Annotated in this window: 17 protein-coding genes and 1 tRNA gene; 11 read left to right on the top strand and 7 right to left on the bottom strand. The window is 31.4% G+C overall.

Features of this window, described 5'->3' with window-relative positions:
* Positions 1–14: 14 nt before the first annotated feature.
* On the top strand, positions 15–1,106 hold the full coding sequence (locus tag PMT9312_RS05655; RefSeq protein WP_011376648.1) for an iron-containing alcohol dehydrogenase: 1,092 nt from the start codon (positions 15–17) through the stop codon (positions 1,104–1,106).
* An 8-nt stretch (positions 1,107–1,114) separates the two neighbouring features.
* Positions 1,115–2,014 (top strand): alpha/beta fold hydrolase, encoded by a 900-nt coding sequence (locus tag PMT9312_RS05650; RefSeq protein ID WP_011376647.1) that lies wholly within the window; start codon positions 1,115–1,117, stop codon positions 2,012–2,014.
* Positions 2,015–2,025: 11 nt separating this feature from the next.
* On the opposite strand, the gene PMT9312_RS05645 is transcribed toward PMT9312_RS05650, so the two are convergent.
* Together PMT9312_RS05645 and PMT9312_RS05640 are read right to left on the bottom strand one after the other, a co-directional pair.
* Positions 2,026–2,883, bottom strand: a complete 858-nt coding sequence (locus PMT9312_RS05645) for a phosphatidate cytidylyltransferase (RefSeq protein ID WP_011376646.1) — start codon at positions 2,881–2,883, stop codon at positions 2,026–2,028.
* A gap of 15 nt (positions 2,884–2,898) precedes the next feature.
* The gene (locus PMT9312_RS05640; protein ID WP_011376645.1) at positions 2,899–4,290 is read right to left on the bottom strand and encodes an aminotransferase class I/II-fold pyridoxal phosphate-dependent enzyme; all 1,392 of its coding nucleotides are present in this window, start codon (positions 4,288–4,290) and stop codon (positions 2,899–2,901) included.
* Between the two features lie 64 nt (positions 4,291–4,354).
* On the opposite strand from PMT9312_RS05640, the gene PMT9312_RS05635 reads away from it, so the two are divergent.
* Both PMT9312_RS05635 and PMT9312_RS05630 read left to right on the top strand, forming a co-directional pair.
* Complete coding sequence (locus tag PMT9312_RS05635; RefSeq protein ID WP_011376644.1) at positions 4,355–6,013, top strand: ABC1 kinase family protein; 1,659 nt, start codon at positions 4,355–4,357, stop codon at positions 6,011–6,013.
* Between the two features lie 120 nt (positions 6,014–6,133).
* A complete protein-coding gene (locus PMT9312_RS05630) occupies positions 6,134–6,628 on the top strand; it encodes a helix-turn-helix domain-containing protein (protein WP_011376643.1) in 495 nt (164 codons plus the stop codon).
* A 15-nt stretch (positions 6,629–6,643) separates the two neighbouring features.
* Here the strand turns inward: PMT9312_RS05630 and malQ are convergent, their stop codons facing one another.
* On the bottom strand, positions 6,644–8,164 hold the full coding sequence (malQ, locus tag PMT9312_RS05625) for a 4-alpha-glucanotransferase (RefSeq protein ID WP_011376642.1): 1,521 nt from the start codon (positions 8,162–8,164) through the stop codon (positions 6,644–6,646).
* A gap of 254 nt (positions 8,165–8,418) precedes the next feature.
* Here malQ and PMT9312_RS05620 point away from each other — a divergent pair, with 254 nt between their 5' ends.
* Complete coding sequence (locus tag PMT9312_RS05620; protein ID WP_011376641.1) at positions 8,419–9,414, top strand: ribose-phosphate pyrophosphokinase; 996 nt, start codon at positions 8,419–8,421, stop codon at positions 9,412–9,414.
* A gap of 9 nt (positions 9,415–9,423) precedes the next feature.
* On the opposite strand, the gene PMT9312_RS05615 is transcribed toward PMT9312_RS05620, so the two are convergent.
* Together PMT9312_RS05615 and PMT9312_RS05610 are read right to left on the bottom strand one after the other, a co-directional pair.
* Positions 9,424–9,864, bottom strand: coding sequence for a hypothetical protein (locus tag PMT9312_RS05615; RefSeq protein WP_036923949.1), 441 nt, complete (start codon positions 9,862–9,864; stop codon positions 9,424–9,426).
* 62 nt (positions 9,865–9,926) lie between these two features.
* Positions 9,927–10,469 carry a hypothetical protein gene (locus tag PMT9312_RS05610; RefSeq protein WP_011376639.1) on the bottom strand — a complete coding sequence of 181 codons (543 nt, stop codon included), beginning with the start codon at positions 10,467–10,469 and terminating at the stop codon, positions 9,927–9,929.
* Positions 10,470–10,575: 106 nt separating this feature from the next.
* Between PMT9312_RS05610 and PMT9312_RS05605 the strand changes: the two genes are divergently transcribed.
* Both PMT9312_RS05605 and PMT9312_RS05600 read left to right on the top strand, forming a co-directional pair.
* A complete protein-coding gene (locus PMT9312_RS05605) occupies positions 10,576–11,694 on the top strand; it encodes a histidine kinase (RefSeq protein WP_011376638.1) in 1,119 nt (372 codons plus the stop codon).
* A 40-nt stretch (positions 11,695–11,734) separates the two neighbouring features.
* Positions 11,735–11,807 (top strand) — tRNA-Glu (locus PMT9312_RS05600).
* Between the two features lie 26 nt (positions 11,808–11,833).
* Here the strand turns inward: PMT9312_RS05600 and PMT9312_RS05595 are convergent.
* Entirely contained in the window at positions 11,834–12,361 is a 528-nt protein-coding gene (locus PMT9312_RS05595; protein WP_011376637.1) for an SRPBCC family protein, read from the bottom strand.
* A 182-nt stretch (positions 12,362–12,543) separates the two neighbouring features.
* On the opposite strand from PMT9312_RS05595, the gene PMT9312_RS05590 reads away from it, so the two are divergent.
* The 4 genes from PMT9312_RS05590 (at position 12,544) to PMT9312_RS05575 (ending at position 17,988) form a co-directional block, all read left to right on the top strand.
* A complete protein-coding gene (locus PMT9312_RS05590; protein ID WP_011376636.1) occupies positions 12,544–13,656 on the top strand; it encodes an FAD-binding oxidoreductase in 1,113 nt (370 codons plus the stop codon).
* A gap of 109 nt (positions 13,657–13,765) precedes the next feature.
* Positions 13,766–15,289, top strand: coding sequence for a glucose-6-phosphate dehydrogenase (zwf, locus tag PMT9312_RS05585; protein WP_011376635.1), 1,524 nt, complete (start codon positions 13,766–13,768; stop codon positions 15,287–15,289).
* 2 nt (positions 15,290–15,291) lie between these two features.
* Entirely contained in the window at positions 15,292–16,593 is a 1,302-nt protein-coding gene (locus PMT9312_RS05580; RefSeq protein WP_011376634.1) for a glucose-6-phosphate dehydrogenase assembly protein OpcA, read from the top strand.
* A 3-nt stretch (positions 16,594–16,596) separates the two neighbouring features.
* Positions 16,597–17,988, top strand: coding sequence for a cobyrinate a,c-diamide synthase (locus tag PMT9312_RS05575; protein ID WP_011376633.1), 1,392 nt, complete (start codon positions 16,597–16,599; stop codon positions 17,986–17,988).
* On the opposite strand, the gene PMT9312_RS05570 is transcribed toward PMT9312_RS05575, so the two are convergent.
* Complete coding sequence (locus PMT9312_RS05570) at positions 17,985–18,464, bottom strand: divergent PAP2 family protein (RefSeq protein ID WP_011376632.1); 480 nt, start codon at positions 18,462–18,464, stop codon at positions 17,985–17,987. The two genes, PMT9312_RS05575 and PMT9312_RS05570, sit on opposite strands and share 4 nt — an antisense overlap.
* Between the last annotated feature and the right edge of the window lie 12 nt (positions 18,465–18,476).

Below are 18,476 nucleotides of genomic sequence, written 5' to 3'. Positions count from 1 at the left end.
GCATTAAAACAAATATGCAGTTAATTTCTCCAGAAATTGTATTTAGGGGGAAAGATGCTTGGGAAAAAGCTTTACCTCAAATTACTAAATTAACCAAAAGTCCATTAATTTTAGGTAGGGGGATTCATACAAATAATCTGAGAAATAAAATATTTAATGATTTAAAAAATCAAAACCTTATTGTTAATTCTGCTAATTTACAATTTGATTGTTGTTATGAAGACATTTCAAGAGTAAAGAATATCATTTTAAAGAATAATAATGATTCTGTTATCGCTGCTGGAGGTGGCAAGGTTCTAGATTCTGGGAAATATATAGCAGAGTGTCTTAATATCCCTTGTATTACAGTGCCTCTTAGCGCCTCTACATGTGCAGGTTGGACAGCCTTATCGAATATTTATACAAAAGATGGCCAATTCATAAAGGATGTTGCATTAGGATCTTGTCCAAGAATCCTAGTATATGATCATAAATTTATTCAAAAAGCCCCATCTAGAACACTTGCTAGTGGCATAGCTGATGCTTTGGCAAAATGGTATGAATCCTCAATAACAAGTTCAACAATAGATGATGGACTTGTTCAACAAGCGATTCAGATATCAAGAGTTTTAAGAGATCAACTATTAATAGATGGAGAAAAAGCTTTTAAAGGACAATTCGAAAATAATCCTTCTTGGCGAAATACTGTAGAAGCTTGTGGACTTACAGCAGGATTAATCGGAGGTATTGGTGGAGAAAAGTGTAGGACTGCCGCAGCACATGCTATTCATAATGCAATTACTCAGATAATTACCCCTAATAAATTCTTACATGGTGAGATTGTTGGAGTAGGATTATTATTGCAATTAAGACTAGAAGAAATTAAAAATAATAATAAATTAGCTGATCAATCGATTAAACAATTATTGGTACTCATGAAAGAATTGAAATTACCAACTACTATTGCACAACTTGGAATAAATGTTTTTGAAAATAATAATTTAGAGAAAATTGCTGATTTTACTTGTCGAGATAAATCTGAGATTCATTTTTTGCCTTTTGAAATTTTTAAACAGGACATAATAGAGGTCATTACAAATTTTGAACAACAAAAAATTAAAATATAATCATTTTTTTGACTAAAAACCATTTTGAACAATTAAATAATTTAAATGTGGAATTTTTCGAAAGTGCCAAATTGTCACTATTAGACCCATTAGGTCTTTATTTGGCAAATGATGTTAAGTGGATAAAACTCAATGAAAATTGGAACTCTTTAAAATTTCCTGTGGTTATGGGAGGAGAAGGTCAACCTATACTTCTTCTACATGGCTTTGATAGTAGTTTTTTAGAGTTTAGGAGAATATATAAATCATTAAAAAGAAATTTCCAAGTTATAATTCCTGATCTATTAGGTTTTGGTTTTAGTCCTAGGTGCGCAACAAATGAATACAATTCCTCGAAAATAATTTCGTATTTAATTGATCTTCTTAAGACCTTACAAATAACTAAGAATCTAAAAATTATTGGTGCCTCTATGGGTGGCTCAACATCTTTAAAACTTGCTTTCGAAATTCCTGATTCTATTGATAAAATTATCCTTTTATCCCCGGCTGGATTATTCGGAGAACCTAAGAGTATCCCTTTCCCTCTTAACCAAATTGGGGCCTCATTTCTTGGATTGCCGCAGGTCAGAAAAAGTCTTTGTAGGCAAGCATTTGCTTTTCCAGATGAATGTGTTGGTGAGATGGAAGAGCAAATTGCTTCAATTCATTTAGGTTGTAAAGGATGGAGGAATTCACTTGCATCATTTGCAAAAAGTGGAGGGTTTGCTGGAACACATAAATATATCCAAAACATCCCTATTAAAACATTATGTGGAGAAAATGATCGCATTCTAGGAAAAAAAGAGATTAAAAATATAAGTAAAATTGAAAAATTAAATTTTGTAGGCTTGCAAAATTGTGGTCATCTTCCTCATGTCGATCTACCATCATTATCTAGTAAAATTATCCAAGATTATTTTTTGGAATAAAAGATTTTTAATTAATTTAGATATTTGAGAATTATAAAAATATAATATAAAACAGATGGAGTAAAGATGTAACTGTCAATTCTGTCAAGAATACCTCCATGTCCGGGTAAAAAAGTTCCGGAATCTTTTATTTTTGCATCTCTCTTCATCATTGACTCAATTAAATCTCCAACCAATGCCATAAGAGAAATTAAAATTCCATACAAGATACCAACTAATAATGGTTTTTCCCAATTCAGTAGAAATGCGAAAAATATTGCAAGTAAAATTGAACAGGATATTCCTCCAATTAAACCTTCTATAGTTTTGCTGGGAGATATTGGAGAAAGAGATGTTTTACCAAATAACTTCCCAATGAAATAAGAACCAATATCACTAGCTACAATTAAAAAACAAGAAGTTAAAGTTAAATGAATACCTGTAGTATCTGATAAGTTTTCAAACGAAATAAAACCATTATTAGAACTTATTATCACTGAATCTAATCCCCTTAACTTAATCCAGTAACTAGGTAAAAAACCTAAATAGAATAACCCAAAAATAGAGGCGGCAATGTCTGAAATTGTCCCAGGTTTTGGTTGCAAAAGCAACCAAGTGCATATCCCAACTGAACAGATTGGCAAAATTGAATTTGATATTTCTCCTTCAAGCAAACCAATGGTCTCAAGATAAGTCGAAATTATAATAGCGAAAGATGAAAATAATGTTGTTTTTGTAGCTGGTTTTATTCCTTTAAATTCTGCCATTCTAAAAAATTCCAATAATGCTAAATAAGTAAGCAAAGCTGTTGCTAATGTAAAAAACCATCCCCCCAACAAAACAACAATTAAACCAAAAATTCCTATAAGTAATCCGCTTCTTAATCTCATATCAAATTTCTATGCTTATATGACTCTTATATTAAAATTTACCAGATCTTTGTTGCATAAACTTTGATTATTTATCCAATTAAACCTATCTTTATCAATTTTTTCTCCAGGAACTAGTAGAGGTATCCCAGGAGGATAAGGGCAAATAATATCTCCAGATATTTTATTTAATGATTGTGAGAAAGGAATACTACGAGTCTCACTTCTCCAAGCAATTCCAATTTCAATTTCGGGTGCTTGAACTAATTTAAAGGGGGATTGGAGCACTTCTAAACTTTTTAATTTATTAGAATTTAATAGTAATTTATTCCACAAATTTTCAAATAAATTAATAAAATCTTTTTGATTTGCAAATCCTAAGCAAAAAGTGAGAGTCATCATTTCTGGTAATTCAGCAATAAGACCATTTCTATAAAAAAATTTATCAGCAGTAAAACCATCAATTCCAGCCTTAGAGGTATTTACTACAATTTTTAAGGGGTCTTGGGTTTCTATGAGAGGAATATTCTTGTGCATTAATTTTTTGTAAATACTTTTTGCTTCTGAAATTCTTTTTTGATATTTTGATAAACTTTTTTTATTAAGCCAGTCTTTAATAGACTCTTCACAAGAAGAAAGTAATAAGGAACTTGGACTAGTAGTTTGCAACAAATTAATACTCTTGATTAAATTATATTCATTTACTAGATCCCCTTTGTACCAGAGTACAGCCGTTTGAGTTAAACCATTGAGCGACTTATGCAATGATTGAACGACTAAATCAGCGTTTGATGATAAAGCGGATTTTGGTAAATTAAGATTTTCACAAAAAAGGAAATAAGAACCATGGGCTTCATCAACTAAAACAGGTAGATTTTTTTGATGACAAAGATCTATTAAAGGCTCTAAATCTCCTGCATATCCATGATAAGAGGGACTTACAAGAATTATCCCTACAATTTTATTCTCATTGAAATTTAATTTTTTAAATACTTTTTCCAACCAGATTTTTGTTATTGGTTTGTAATGCCCTGTTTCTGATGAAAATTCCAGGTCAAAGAATATTGGAAGTATATTCTGCATTGCACAGGTTTTTATAACACTTATATGAACATTTCTGGGCATCAGGATAGTTTCGCCTGGATTAGCCATTGCAATTATCGCTGATTGTATTAATCCAGAAGCTCCATTAACTCCATAAAAACATCCTTTGGCTCCAAATTTTTCAGAGAATTCTCTTTGAGATTTAGCAATTAATCCGCTTTGGGATAGTGGTGACCCTATCTCTGGCAGTTCCGGCAAGTCCCAATAACCAGGGGGATTTTTTAATAATTTTACTAACTTCTTTGGTAAAGCTGCCCCTCTGTTATGAGCGGGAAAGAAAAATGACTTGAAAAACTTTTTAGTTAGAAAAGATGAAATGCTCATAAAGTATTATTGACATATATAGAATGAACTAAATGGAATTCTTCTTTGATATCTTTTGATTTTAATGACAAGATCTTATTCGAAATATTCAGCAAAAGGTGACTTAGTTTGGTTGATGTTGAGACCATGGATTTTAATCCCAAGAGTTTTATATATCGTTTTAACTTTTATTTTTCTTTTTATAAGAATACTTTTTCAAGGTAACAGTAAAAATAAAAATGTACAAAAAAATCTTTCAAAATATCTTTTTGATGTAATAACTGATTTAGGACCTTGTTTTATAAAATTAGGACAAGCACTTTCAACTAGACCGGATCTTGTTAGACAAGATTGGCTTACAGAACTAGCAAACTTACAGGATAATCTCCCAGCATTTGATCACAAAATTGCTTTAAAAATTATTGAAGAAGAACTTGGAGCTCCTGCTAATGAATTATTTGATGAGTTCCCAGATAGTCCTATTGCTTCAGCAAGCTTAGGTCAAGTTTACAAAGCAAAAATAAAAAATAATATTTATCTTGCTGTGAAAGTACAGAGGCCAAACTTGTACTTTCTTATAAGAAGAGATGTTGTAATTTTAAGGTTTCTAGCAACCTTCTTTTCACCATTTTTACCATTAAATATTGGTGTTGGAATTGGAGAAATAATAGATGAATTTGGCAGGTCACTTTTTGATGAAATTGACTACGAAAAAGAAGGCGAAAATGCTTTAAAGTTTGCAGATTTATTCAAAGAAAACCCTAATGTTTTTATCCCTAAATTTGAAAAACAGTTTTCATCAAAAAGGGTTATCACAACCTCTTGGATTGATGGAGTTAAGTTAAGAGATCGGTATTTATTGGAGGAAAATAACTTAATACCCTCCTCTTTTATAAAAACTTGTGTAATCAGTGGTCTACAGCAATTATTTGAATATGGATATTTTCATGCCGACCCACATCCTGGCAATATGTTTGCTCTAAAAGGAGGTAATGCAGATTGTGGTCATTTAGCTTATGTGGATTTCGGAATGATGGATGAAATTACAAACTCAGATAGACTTACTCTCATTAAGGCAATTGTTCACATAATAAATGAAGAATATTATCTTCTTGCAAAAGATTTCCAGAAATTAGGTTTTTTAACCAAAGATCAAGATCTTCAAAAACTTGTTTCACCATTAAGAGAAGTTCTAGGAGGATCTCTAGGTGCTGAGGTTGGGAATTTTAATCTTAAAAACGTAACAGATAAATTCTCAAAGCTAATGTATTCTTATCCATTTAGGGTCCCTAGTAGATTTGCATTAATAATAAGGGCAGTTGTTAGTCAAGAAGGATTAGCGCTAAGACTAGATCCTGAATTTAAAATCTTAAAAATTGCATATCCTTATATTGCCAAAAAACTACTTACCGATAATTCTGAGGAGATTTTAGAAATTCTTCTAGAAGTTGTTTTTGATAAAAAAGGTAGAATTCAAATTGAAAAAGTTGAAAGTTTATTGAATATTTTATTTAAAGATTCTGAAAATATTAATTCAGATCTTATACCAGTTGCTAATGCTGGGTTGAAATTATTTGTCGGTAAACAAGGATCGGAAGTTCGTAAGAATCTTCTTTTAAGTCTTATAAAAGATGACAAATTAGAATTTACTGATGCGAAAAAACTCTTAAGTTTAATTAGAGATACTTTTAGCCCTTTGAATATTGCAAAAAGTGCAGTTCAAAAAATTATTTCTCCAGTTTAGTTTTTATATTAATATCTAATAAATTTACTTATTATTTTTAATTGATTAAGATTAAATTAATTTAATTATTTTTCTCATAAGATTAAGTAGTTAAAGAATTAATAAATTAGCTAATATGGAATGTATATTTTGAAAAACTTTTTTTTATTTAATAAAAAATCTGAAAATAATAAAGACTTTAGTAATGGGGTAGTTGATCAGTATATAGAAATTGCTAAGTTAGTAAAACAGGCAAGAATCGAACAAAACCTAACAATAAAAGAACTCTCACAAATATCAAAAATTCCTGAACAAACAATAATTTCAATTGAAAATAATAATATAAATATTAGACCTAAGTATCCCTTTATAAGATCCATATTAATTAAATTGGAGGAATGCTTAGTATTAAAAAAAAATACATTAGTAAAATTAGTAATTAGAGAAAAAGAAACTTTTAAGAATGAAAAAAAGGATTTTCTTGTCAGCAAATTCGACCTTATAAATACATGGCAGGGAACTCTTTTGTATTTTTTTATTTTAGTACTAACTATATTTATATTAAAGAGATACTTTATTTTGAATGTAAATGTTATTGAGATTCAAAATATTGAAAATAAAATGATTGATAAATAATCTTAAAAAAAATATCTATTTTCTTGTCCTGCCAAAATTATTTCCTAGCTCACTAAATCTTCTAATATTGTTTTCTATTTCTCCTAAAGGGCGATTTAACTTCCATTTCCAGTTATTTTTTGTAGTACCAGGTATATTTAATCTACTTGAGTCATCTAAAGATAATATATCTTGGATTGGAGCGATAAAGAGATTAGCATTTGTTTCCATGCCCATTTTTATTAAACTCCATGAAGGATCTTCCGAAAATTTATACTCATCTTTTATTAGTTTTTTGGAGTTATTTTCTAAACATTCCCACCATGAGATGGAAGTAGAGTTGTCATGGGTGCCTGTATAAACAACCCAATTTTCTCCGTCAATATTCTTGGGTAAATATGGGTTATCTTCATTTCCATCAAAAGCAAATTGTAATATTTTCATGCCAGGTAGTTCAAAATTTATCCTTAATTTTTCTACATCAGGTGTAATTACTCCTAGATCTTCAGCGATAATTGGTAGGTAGGTAGTCCCTAAATCAATTTTTAGTTTATTTAATAATGTTCTTCCTGGAGAATTTATCCATTTACCAGAAATTGCTGTTTTAGAATTGCCATTGACTCTCCAGTAACCTGCCAAACCCCTGAAATGATCTAATCTCAACAAGTCAACAAGTTCAAATTGCCTTTTAAATCTTTTTCTCCACCAATCGAAATTAGTACTCTTATGTTTTGACCAAAAGTAAGTTGGGGTCCCCCATAATTGTCCTGTTGATGAAAAATAATCAGGAGGCACACCACTTTGAAAGATTAAATCTCCATTTTTAAAAATTGAAAATAGTGATTTATTACTCCATACGTCGGCGCTGTCCCTAGAAACATAAAAGGGTAAATCTCCAATTAACTTAATATTATATGATTTCGCATAATTTTTAATAGATCTCCATTGCTTATCTAAATGCCACTGTATTAATTTTTTAGTAAGTATTTCTTCACTTTTTGTATAAATCCATGATTTTAAAAACTTGTTATTTTTTTTTTTAAATTCTTTAGGCCATTGCCACCAAGGCAACATATTAAATTCCTCCCTGATAACAACAAATGTTGCATAATCCTCAACCCAAGAATTCTTGCTAATCCATTGATTGAAATCAAGTTTTCTCTCTTCAGATTGAGAAGTCCAACCTTGCAAAAGGAGGCGACCTAATTTTTTTGTTAAATTAGTCGCAATATCAAAATCAAAATGATTCTTATTTTTATTTGAGGGTCCTAATTCTTCTAAATTAGAAATGAAGATAAAACCTTCTTCGATTAAATAATCTACGTCAAGAAACCATGGATTCAGTGCAAAGCTAGATGGTGAACTATATGGAGACCCAGTAGAATCAGTTGGTGTAAGAGGTAAAAATTGCCAGTATTCGATCCCATGCTTATGAAGCTTTTTTATCCAATCTTTAGCCCCTTTACCAAAGGTTCCACATACTCTTCCTCCTGGGATACATGAAGGATGCATGAGTACACCTAATGATTTTTTTTTAAGAGCTGTTTGAATAGACATTTTTTTAATTATATTTTGATTCTTTACAATTAGATTGTTATTGATTCTCTAAATTCAACGATATACTTTTTTTTTTTTTTTGACAAATAATACCCTAAATGTTTTTTAACTTAATTTTAAAAATTCTGATTTTTAATCGACTTAAGTTTACATTTTGCTTAAGAGTTGTGACTTTTGAACAGATCTAGTGATTATCTTTTGCGAAATTCACATAACCGACTACGATAAAGATATAGTTTTATAGTGCTAATTTCGTGACAAGTTTTATCACGGCGGTGCAGAATAAAGAATCCAATTTTAATCTAACTAATAGTAGATTAAGGTTAGTAAGTGGAACAACAAATCCTAAATTAGCTGAAGAAATTGCATCATACTTAGGGATTGAAAATGTACCTCTGATATCAAAAAGATTTGCTGATGGTGAACTTTATGTTCAGATTCAGCAATCTATTAGAGGTTGCGATGTATTCTTAATTCAACCTACATCTGCTCCAGTAAACGATAGTTTAATGGAACTTATGATAATGGTTGATGCTTGCAAGAGGGCATCTGCAAGACAAATAACGGCCGTAATCCCTTATTTTGGATATGCAAGGGCAGATAGAAAGACTTCAGGAAGAGAATCTATAACTGCAAAACTTACTGCTAATTTACTAGAGAAGTCAGGAGTCGATAGAGTTCTTGCAATGGATTTGCATTCTGCTCAAATACAAGGTTATTTTGATATACCGTGCGATCATATTTACGGATCACCTGTATTAATTGATTATTTAGAAAGTTTAAATTTAGAGGAAGTTGTGGTTGTCTCTCCCGATGTAGGTGGGGTATCTAGAGCAAGAGCCTTTGCAAAATTAATGAAAGATGCACCTTTGGCTATAATTGATAAAAGGAGATCAGCTCATAATATTGCTGAAAGTCTAACGGTTATTGGTGAAGTTAAAGGTAAAACGGCTATTCTCATAGACGATATGATAGATACTGGAGGCACAATTTGTTCTGGAGCTCATTTATTAAAAAAAGAAGGCGCTAATAGAATATTCGCATGTGCCTCACATGCTGTATTTTCTCCTCCTTCTTATGAAAGATTAAGTACTAAGGATTTATTCGAACAAGTTATTGTTACCAATAGCATACCTGTTATTGTTAAAGATGATTTCCCGCAGTTAAAAGTCCTTTCTGTCGCAAATATGTTGGGTGAAGCCATTTGGAGAATCCACGAAGAAAGTTCGGTTAGTTCAATGTTCAGATAATTAACGAAATTATTTTTTACTTTGCTTTACAAGTTGCTTTAAACTTTTTTCATAATCTTTTTTGATATTATTTGGAATGCTCTCAGGGCAAATTTTAAGAGCACTTCCAACAATTTGAAATGTGCCTGCGTTATATAATTTTTTTTTGTCAAGCTTTTCATTTCCTAACTCTTTAATAGCACCACCATGTTTGCCAATTATTACATTTGCAAAAGTAGCACTGGCAATGCCAAGACCTTTATCAAAATCTACCTTAGCTTTTGAAGCTATACAAAGATAAGATGCCCCCATTTGCCTATATAGGAAAAGATCTTTTTCAGAGGCAGCGATCAAATTTTGTTCAGCTTTAATTTGTTTATTTATTGCATTAATCTCAGAAAGCGAAAAGGATATAATAAAGCCAATACTTAACAATTTAAGAATTCTATTTGAAGGAAAAATAATACCCATTAACTGATAATCTTTCCTACAAGATAACATTTTAACTATTAATATTAATAGTTAAAAAGATCTTACTTAATAATTTTTATTTCGTGATGATTCTCTACTATTTTCAGCTTATTTTTGTTCCATGAATATATAACCCTAAATCTATAATTATCAGAATCCACTAGTCTTGTATGTTCAACAATATACCAATCTTTATAAGAAGATTCAAAAATCATTTCGTGTTCATCGACTTGTTTAATATTTGAAATCCCTTCATCATTACTTAAATAAAAACTTTCTCTAATAAGTTGATGCCCCTTTAAGATTGCACGCATTTCTCCTCGTTCTTGATATTGCGGATTTTCATCAAAAAAGTTATATGCTTTTTCTGGATACCATGTGAATTTATAATGCGACTCCCATTCAGATTTGCTTTCAACAGATTGAATGTTTATATTCATGCATAGATTATAAGTTTTTTGAACCTCATCAAGAAAATATGTTCTATTAGATTTCCACAATCCAATATTTCTAGAAAACCATCTTTTTAAATTACTATTTAAATTAATTTCTGGGGAATTATTTTCGCCAAAATTTAGATTTTTCTTTTGATTAATAGCAACCATATATAAATAAGACCTATTTATTTCATAGCTTATCTGTAGAATAAAATTAAATATCTTAATGTGTTTATAAGGATTAACAGCTTTTCAACACTTCAGGGGTAATCATTTGAATGATAAAAAAGAGCTTAAATTAATACTTGTAGCAGCTAGAAATCAACTTTCTAGTAGTGATATCAAATCTCTGATAGCTTATTTAGAATCAGATGATTGTAATTTTGAGATATCTCTTCAGATTTCCGAGCCCACAGAACAGCCTGAATTACTTGAATTACATAGATTAGTTGCTATTCCCGCTCTCATAAAGGTTTCTCCAGCTCCAAAGCAAATATTTGCTGGAAGTAATATTTTCTCACAGTTGCAGAAATGGTTGCCAAGGTGGAACCAGGAAGGCTTAACAAAAAATCTAGGGATTAATTTGCAACCATCCAAAATTGATTCCATAAGAACTCAAAAAGAATACCTTCTGGAGGACGAACTTCTCGTTTTAAGACAAGAAAATGAGACTTTAACAAAAAGAATAGAATCTCAGGAAAGATTATTAAGAATGGTCGCGCATGAATTAAGAACTCCCTTGACTGCTGCAACTTTGGCTGTTCAAAGTCAAAAACTTGGACAAATAGACATTGCGAAATTGCAAGAGGTTATTAAAAGACGTTTAGAAGAGATTGAACTCTTATCTCAGGATCTTTTAGAGGTTGGAACAACAAAATGGGAAGCGTTGTTTAATCCTCAGAAAATTGACTTAGGTAACATTAGTGCTGAAGCAATACTCGAATTAGAAAAATTCTGGAGATTGAGGGATATTGAAATTGATACTGATATTCCATCTGATCTGCCAAGTGTATTTGCGGATCAAAGAAGAATGAGGCAGGTATTTTTAAATTTAATTGAAAATGCTATTAAATTTTCTAAAGACTATGGATCAATAAAAATTACAATGATTCATAAGACAAATCAATGGGTAGAAATAACAATTTGTGACAAAGGTGCAGGTATTCCTTTGAACGAACAGAAAAGAATTTTTCTCGATAGAGTTAGGCTGCCACAGACTTCTGAAGGAACCTCAGGATTTGGTATTGGGTTGTCTGTATGCAGGAGAATAGTACAAGTCCATGGAGGAAGAATATGGGTTGTATCTGAAATTGGTGTAGGTTCTTGCTTCCATTTTACGGTTCCCGTGTGGCAAGGACAAAATAAAGAGCAACACTACTTGACGAAAGGCTAGCCTTACTCTTAATTTTAATAAGCTGTTATGCTAATTTCCTGGCCCCATCGTCTAGAGGCCTAGGACACCTCCCTTTCACGGAGGCGACAGGGGTTCGAATCCCCTTGGGGCTATTATTTAAACTCTTATACTATTTTTCTTATGATTTCGCTTGCCTATCTACGGCAATCAAATTTTCTGAAAGATCTTTTTTTAGTCTTTTCTCTATCATGCCGATTGGCATCCACTGACAACCTTGAACAGTAAGATCATAAATTAACGAATTTTTTGAAGTATTTTTAATGTTTTGAATTTTCCAACTACCTTCAAATTTTCTGAAATCTCCTTTAATCAAATTAAATTTTAAAATGCCAAGCTCTTTATCTTCAAATAAATCTATAGTTACTTCAGCTGAAAATTTCATGCCAAGAAAATCTTGTGCCCCAACTTGTTTCAAATGGACATTATTGTTCTTTTGATATATTTTTTTGCTTGAAAGTAGATTTGGGATGTATAGATTTAATCGATCATAATCTGTTAAAACATTCCATAAAGAATCCAAACTTGCAGAAGTAGTTAGTTGAGCTGCAAGTCTTCTTGTCCCGTCAGAAAGCTTTTCCATCGTTTGCTCAATTGTCCTGTAATCACTATTTTTAGAATGATCTACTGATTCTTGAGGATTAATCATAAATGAATTTTTTAATTAGATAAAAAATTATTTCTGTGTAACTATACAGATAAAAACAACAAATATTGAAAAATAAAAATAATTTGATTAAATTATTCCGATCTCAAAACGTAACCATTTTTATAAAATCACTACAAATTAAACTACAAATTGATAATCTTTTATATAAAGAAAACTAAAAAATGTATTCACAATCAACAGTTATCGCAGGCGGCTTAGCTCATATACCAGTAGTAATAGGAGTTTTTTATTTTATTCTAAAAACTTTTAGTAAAAGGGCCTCAAACTTCCCTCAAGATACAGAGCCAAAAAAATCTCAGGTAAAATCTGTTGAACAAAAATCAGTTCCTAAGCCTGCACCTGTTGCAAAGGGAGTAACGAATAATGTTGTTAAGAAGAAGAAGCATGCTGATGTACCAGTAAATATCTATAGACCAAAGACACCTTATGAAGGCACAGTAATAGAAAACTACAGTCTTCTTAAAGAAGGAGCTATTGGTAGAGTAAATCATATAACTTTCGACCTCAAAGATAGTGATCCATTCTTAAATTATGTTGAAGGCCAAAGCATTGGTATCATGCCTGCTGGAGAGGATGCTAATGGAAAGCCTCATAAATTAAGACTTTACTCAATAGCTAGCACCAGACATGGAGATGATTATAAAGGAAATACTGTTTCTCTTTGTGTTAGACAGCTTCAGTACGAAAAAGATGGTGAAACGATCAATGGAGTTTGTTCCACTTACTTATGCGATATTAAGCCTGGAGATAAAGTTAAAATAACAGGCCCTGTAGGTAAGGAGATGCTTCTTCCAGATGAAGAGGATGCAAACATAGTTATGTTAGCTACTGGAACTGGAATAGCCCCCATGAGAGCTTATTTAAGAAGAATGTTTGAAGCAACTGAAAAAGAAAAAAATAAATGGAATTTCAAAGGTAAAGCTTGGTTATTTATGGGTGCTCCTAAATCAGCTAATTTGTTATACGAGGAAGATCTTCAGAGATATCTAACTGATTATCCAGATAATTTCACATATACAAAAGCTATTAGCCGTGAACAGCAAAATACAAAAGGTGGAAGAATGTATATTCAAGACAGAGTTTTAGAATCAGCTAACGAGCTTTTCAATATGATTGAAGATGAGAAGACTCATATATATCTTTGCGGATTAAAGGGTATGGAGCCTGGAATAGATGAAGCTATGACAAAGGCGGCTGAAGAAAAAGGATTGAACTGGTCAGAATTAAGACCTCAACTAAAAAAAGCAGGAAGATGGCACGTAGAAACCTACTAAATCATAAGATTTAGATATAAGTTTCTCCTACTAAATACTTTTTGGTTTAGACACAATATGTAGCTAATCTTAGAAAAAAAGAGGATTTTAAAAAAAGAATATTAAAAATATGCCTTCAACTTTAAGTAATCCTCTAAGATTAGGTTTACGGCAGGAAAGAGTTATATCTCCACAATGCTTAGTAATATTTGGTGCTAGTGGAGACCTTACTCATAGAAAATTAATACCAGCCTTATTTGAACTCTATTTGCAAAGAAGAATTCCTAGTGAATTTGGAATAGTTGGTTGTGCGAGAAGACCTTGGACTGATAATGAATTTAGAGAAAAGATGAAAGTAAAGCTATCCACTCAAATTTCTGGTAAGGAAAAGGAGTGGGAACAATTTTCCAATTATCTTTTTTATGAACCAGTTGACTTACAACAAAGCGATCATGTCGTAAGGCTTTCTAAAAGATTAAATAAAATTGATAAAAGACAAGCTACTCATGGAAATAGAACATTTTATTTATCAGTATCTCCAAATTTCTATGCAAGTGGATGTAAAGCTCTTAAAATAGCTGGCCTTTTAGATGACCCTAAGAAAAGTCGTTTAGTGATTGAAAAACCTTTTGGAAGAGATTATTCAAGTGCAAAAAAATTGAACAAGATCGTTCAAAGTTGTGCTGAAGAAAGTCAGATTTATAGGATTGATCATTATTTAGGTAAAGAGACAGTTCAAAACATTCTTGTTATGAGGTTTGCTAATACTATTTTTGAACCAATCTGGAACAGAAATTATATATCAAGTGTTCAAATTACTTCATCTGAAACAGTAGGTGTTGAAGATAGAGCAGGTTATTACGAAAGCTCTGGTGCTTTAAGAGATATGCTTCAAAATCATATGACTCAAATGCTCGCTGTTACTGCTATGGAACCTCCTGGGAAATTTGAACCAGAAGCTATAAGAAATGAAAAAGCTAAGGTTCTTCAAGCTTCAAAACTTGCTGACGAAAATGAACCGTGGAATTGTTGTATAAGAGGTCAATATGGGGAGGGAGGAAATATCTCAAATCTTCTCAAAGGATATAGGCAGGAAGATGGTGTTAATTGTAATAGCACAACAGAAACTTATATTGCGACAAAAGTTTTCGTTGATAACTGGCGTTGGCAAGGGGTACCTTTTTATTTAAGAACTGGGAAAAGACTACCTAAAAGACTTGGAGAAATAGTCTTGACTTTTAAAGACGTTCCTGTTCATTTATTTGAATCAACAATAATAAATCCTGCTCCAAATCAACTTATCCTAAGAATTCAGCCAAATGAAGGTGCTACTTTTAACTTTGAGGTAAAATCCCCTGGTTCTGGGATGAAATCCAGACCTGTTGAGATGGAATTTTCTTATGATGAATCATTTGGAGAACCCTCAGATGAAGGCTATGTAAGATTACTAGCTGATGCAATGCTTTCTGATCCAACCTTATTTACACGAAGTGATGAAGTAGAGGCAGCTTGGAAACTTTATACGCCATTAATAGAATTGATGGATAATTCTCCTTGGAAGTTACCTATTTATAATTATGAATCTATGACGTGGGGACCTCCTGAGTCTGATCAATTACTTTCAAAAGATAATATTTTCTGGCGCAGACCTTAAAAATGAAACCTCAACTAACACTCCAAACCCCATTAGAGCTTCCTTATCAGGAGGTTTCTAATTACCTTAATAAGTTATGGATTTCGGAAGATAAAGATAATACAGGAGCTAATACTTTTACGTTAATGGTCTGGCAGCCTGCTTGGCTAGAACAATGTTTGGTACAAAAAGGATTAGTAAATGGACCAATTACTGGAAACTTAAGTCCAGAGATAATTGAAGTAGCTAAAAAATTTATATTAGATCAAGGACTTCCTATCACTACTTCCCTTAATAGTGAAGAATTATTGAATTTGTTGAAAGAAGATTTATCTAATAAAGACTTTGAAGACTTTAGAGGACAATTTTTTGAATCATCAATAAGTACATTAAATCCAAGAAGATTAATAACTCTAGCGCCAACGTTAAATAAAAATTCAGATATCAAAACTTTTGTGTCCGCTTACTGTCCATTAAGTGATACTCCAGCTATGCAACCTATATGTGGAGATTTAGTTGTTATTAGGGGAGACTCTGCCTCAATAACCCATAAAGGATTAAAAATAATTGATCAATTATCTATTGATCAATTACCTTCTTGGTTGTGGTGGAATGGGAGCTTGGATGAATCGCCTGAAATTTTCGAATATTTTATTAATTATGGTTTAAGGTTAATAATTGATACTGCGCTTGGATCGCCTAACAGATGTTTAAAAGTTTTAGATCAACTAAAGAAATCAAATAAAGCTATTAATGATCTAAATTGGGTTAGGTTGAAAAATTGGAGGGAATCATTGGCAATGATTTTTGATCCCCCATCGAGGAGACCAATTTTAGATCATATTTCTGATATTGATATTGATATCGCAGGAGATCATATGATTCAAGCTTTGTTTTTGATCTCATGGATTAGTGATAAACTTGGTTGGTCTTTTCTAAGAGTTGAAAGGGATACAGAATCAACAAAAATAGAATTTGAAAGAATTAATGGTGAAAAAATTTCTGCATCAATTAATCCTTTATCTTTGGGAAATCCAAGTATTCATTTAGGACAAGTTATTGGATTGAGGTTGATTTCAAGAATTAGTGATGTTCAAAAAAACAACACTTGTGTAATACTTGGATGTGAATCAGTGGAATGTATGAGACTTGAAGCAGGGGGAATGGCTAATATGGAATTAATAGAACAAGTTGTTCCAAATTCTTTTTCTTCATCAGAGTATGATGTTAGTAAATTATTGGGAAGTAGTAGAGGTAATACAAGTCCTCTTTTTGAAAATTCTATTAAAATAGCTCTTCAAATATTTAATGGTTTTAATAACTAATAAATGCCTTGTGTAATATCTTCTCCTTCAACTGATAGTGGGAAAACTACATTATCGCTTTTGATATCTTGTTGGGCGTTTTCAAAAGGTATTAAGATACAAACTTTCAAGGTTGGCCCAGATTATCTTGATCAACAACAACTTAGTTCAATTGGTCAACCTATTTGTAGGAATTTAGATATTTTTTTAAGTGGTGAGGCATGGGTTCAAGAAAGTTTTTTTAAACATTCTTTGAAATATGAATTCTCATTAATTGAAGGGGCAATGGGCTTATTTGATGGATTAGGTTCAACAACCTATTCAAGTACAGCAAATATCTCTAAACTTCTCAATGCTCCAGTAATTTTTATTGTTAATGCTAGAGGTCAAGTAGCTTCTCTTTTGGCGACTATTCGAGGTTTTAGAGATTTCGATAGTGAGTTGTCAATAGTAGGAATTATATTTAACAACGTTAATTCAGATAGACATAAAAAATTAATAGAAGAGGTTTTCAAAAATGAAGATATCGAAATTCTTGGTTTTTTACCTTCTGATTCAAACATAACTTTAAACAAAGCTAATTTAGGTTTGATATCTCCATTGGATAATGGTAAAGAAATTGATGTTGAATATTTTGCAAATTTCGCCGAAAGAAATCTTGATGTATTTTCTCTTATTAAATTCTTGAAATCTCCTCAAAAGAAAATATTTAATTCTGTTAGTTTTAAAGATTTTAAAATTGATAAAACTAAACCTATCGCAATTGCAGAAGATAAAATCTTTCACTTTCAATACCCTGAAACTAAGGAGTTTTTGAGTGAAATAGGAATACCTTTGATTTCATGGAGTATTTATGAAGATCAAGAAATACCTAATGAAGCTTCTTCTTTAATTATTCCGGGGGGATTTCCTGAAAAATATGCTGATCATATAAGTAATTCTAGGAAAAGTTTAAATTCGTTAAGGAAATTCCGCAAAAATGGATTTATATATGCAGAGTGCGGAGGGATGATGATATTAGGAGACTTCATAAAAGATGAAAATGGTAATTATCATAAAATGAGTGGAATCCTACCTTTTAGATCGAAAAAACGTAAGCTTTCAGTAGGGTATAGATACATTAAGGGTTTAAAAGATACTCCGATCATTAAACAAAATCAATTAATTAGAGGACATGAATTTCATTATTGGGAAATTGAAAATAATTTATTTGAATTTGATTTAAAAAAAGATGAGCCTCAGAAAAAACTCTCTCCTCCATGGAAAATTAAATCTTGGGAAACTAAATATAAAAATGAAGGCTTTTTTGATAACAAATTACATGCAAGTTGGATTCACTTACATTTTCCAAGTTCTCCAGAAGTTGCAAAAAACTTTATAGATGCTACCCAAATTGCTTATTCAAAGGATTCTTAATTTATTATCAAATCAAATATCTTGAGAGGGGAACCTAAAAAAAATATTCCAGGCAAAGTAATTAATGGTCCTAAAAAACTACCCACCATAACTTCAATTTTTGTATGGCCTAGGGTTTCTTTTAAAAGTAATTCAGATTGAGGGTCTAGTTTCTTTGATAGTTTATTTATTTCTGCAGCTTGAATTCCAGCTGATTTTCTAACACCACTAGCGTCATACATAATTATAAGTGCTACAGCAACAGCTAATGCGAATATCGAGCTATCAAATCCTAATTCATAACCTATACCGGATGTAGCACCAGTTATTAATGCGGAATGACTTGAAGGCATACCACCTGTCTCGAATACAATTCCAAATCTTATCTCTCCAGTTGAAAAGAAATTGAATACAATTTTAAAAAATTGAGCTAGTAAACAGGATAATAAACTCCAGAAAAGAACTGAATTATTAAAAAAGGCAAAAAACTCAGACATAAATTAAAACTA

The sequence above is a fragment of the Prochlorococcus marinus str. MIT 9312 genome (genome assembly GCF_000012645.1).
GTDB lineage: Bacteria > Cyanobacteriota > Cyanobacteriia > PCC-6307 > Cyanobiaceae > Prochlorococcus_A > Prochlorococcus_A marinus_L.
The sequence above is the reverse complement of the archived record's forward strand: the minus strand, read 5'-3'. Positions and strand labels throughout refer to the sequence as shown.